2 protein-coding genes are annotated in these 1993 nt (G+C 26.9%); both read left to right on the top strand.

What is annotated here, in order from left to right; genetic code table 11:
• The first annotated feature begins 86 nt into the window (after window positions 1–86).
• Window positions 87–662, top strand: a complete 576-nt coding sequence (locus tag ACR0QS_RS13045) for a CarD family transcriptional regulator (protein ID WP_432633886.1) — start codon at window positions 87–89, stop codon at window positions 660–662.
• A 115-nt stretch (window positions 663–777) separates the two neighbouring features.
• Window positions 778–1782, top strand: coding sequence for a PIN/TRAM domain-containing protein (locus ACR0QS_RS13040; RefSeq protein ID WP_432633885.1), 1005 nt, complete (start codon window positions 778–780; stop codon window positions 1780–1782).
• Window positions 1783–1993 lie beyond the last annotated feature (211 nt).

Below are 1993 nucleotides of genomic sequence, written 5' to 3'. Positions count from 1 at the left end.
GGTAAAATTTTATTATAAATAGTTAAATAATTTAAATAATTTTTTAAATAATTGTAGAATAAAAACTTTCTATTTATAGGGATTATATGTATAAATTAAATAGTTATGTTGTATATCCTATGTATGGTATATGTAAAGTGACGGGCGTTTCAAAAAATAAAGTCAATTCCCGTATGGTAGAATGCTATGTATTCGAATGCGAAGGAGAAAATATTATATTAAAAGTCCCAGTAAGTAGAGTAAAAGAATATCGCATAAGAAAAATAATTTCTAAAAACGAAGCGGCGAATTTTCTGACTCTTCTTCAAACAAAACCTCAAGATATAGAAAATAACTGGAAGTTGAGATATAATGAAAACGAGGAAAAACTTAAAAAAGGCGATATTAAAGACACTATAGATGTTGCAAGAAGTTTATTCACGAGAAATAAAATAAAAGAACTTTCTGCAAGCGAAAAGCGGTTATATGAAAAGGCATATACTTTTATAGTCAATGAAATAAGTATAGCTCTTAAAAAAGATAAAGAAGAAATTGAAGATATAGTTTCTAACGCTTTGGAAAAATCCGCTAAAAAATTTAAAAATAAATCTTCAAGCAGACCTCTTGCCGATAAAGAACCGACAAGAACGAGAAAGAAGAAAAAAGATACAAAAGAAGGATAAGATTCGTATTTATTCATTCGAATATTTTATTTATTCTATTAATGTTTAATATTTAAATATTTAATTTATTGTAATTTGGTTTGTTTTATATAAAATAAAAAAATTGGAGAAAATTATGTGGCGTATAGTATATTTTATTTTATCTTTATTGATAGCTTTACTTTTTCATTTATATGATGAAAATTTTAATTCAAAAACTTTGATTATATTTTTTATAAGCGCTATACTTATATTTTTATTCGAGTTTTTCTTAATAAGAAAAAAGTCTTCAAAAATAACTTTGGCGTTTTTTGTGTCATTCTTTTTTACGATAGTTACAGTTTTACTGACGATACTTGCAATAAAAAGCATAGGAATAGATTTGTCGGTAAATATAAAACTGGTTATTTTGTTTATAGAAGGCTATTTGACTTTCGGAATAATATCGGCTTTTATACCGAATTTATCGGATATATTCAAATTGACAAAACAGGATAAAACTGGTTCGGCAAAAATATTGGACACTTCCGTTATAGTTGACGGCAGAATATACGATATAGCGGAAAAGAAATTTTTTGACGGAATTTTGATTTTGCCAGAATTTGTTATAAAAGAAGTTCAATTTTTAAGCGACTCGAAGGACCCTCAAAAGAGAATAAGAGGAAGAAGAGCTTTGGAAATTTTAAATAAAATGAAAGCTTCAAAAAATATACTTCTTTCAGTTACGGACATTGATTTTCCAAATATAAAAGAAGTCGATTTGAAACTCATAGAACTTGCAAAAAAAATGGACGCTAAAGTTGTAACGAACGATTTTAATTTAATGAAAGTCGCTTCGCTTCATAATGTGAGTATTTTAAATATTAACGATTTGGCTAATTCGCTTCATGTTGTAGTTTTGCCCGGCGAAACCATTAAAATTGATTTGATAAGAGAAGGAAAAGAAAAACAGGCGCTTGGCTATTTGGAAGACGGAACTATGATTGTAGTCGACAATGCCAAACATTTAATAGGCAAAAATGTCGATATAGTGATTGATAATGTTTTACCTAAAGAAGCGGGAAGAGTTATATTCGCGTCTTTAATCGGCGCTAATAAAAATAAAGGTATGTTTAATCAAAATAAGAAGTTTAATAAATAGTTTAAGTTTGTAGATAATATACACTCTTTTATTATAATATAATTTTTTAGAGCCTCATGCAGAGATGCATGGGGTTCTATTTTTATTTGATATTTTTTTATTTACCATTATAATATAAATCATAAAAACTTTAAGGAAAATCCATGTCGGTATTGACTAATAATATAAACGAAGAAATAAAAGAAATATTGGAAGAACATAACAATAATAT

Source organism: Brachyspira sp. (assembly GCF_050873525.1).
GTDB lineage: Bacteria > Spirochaetota > Brachyspiria > Brachyspirales > Brachyspiraceae > Brachyspira.
Note: the sequence above shows the minus strand (reverse complement) of the source record. Positions and strands in the feature narration are given on the sequence as shown.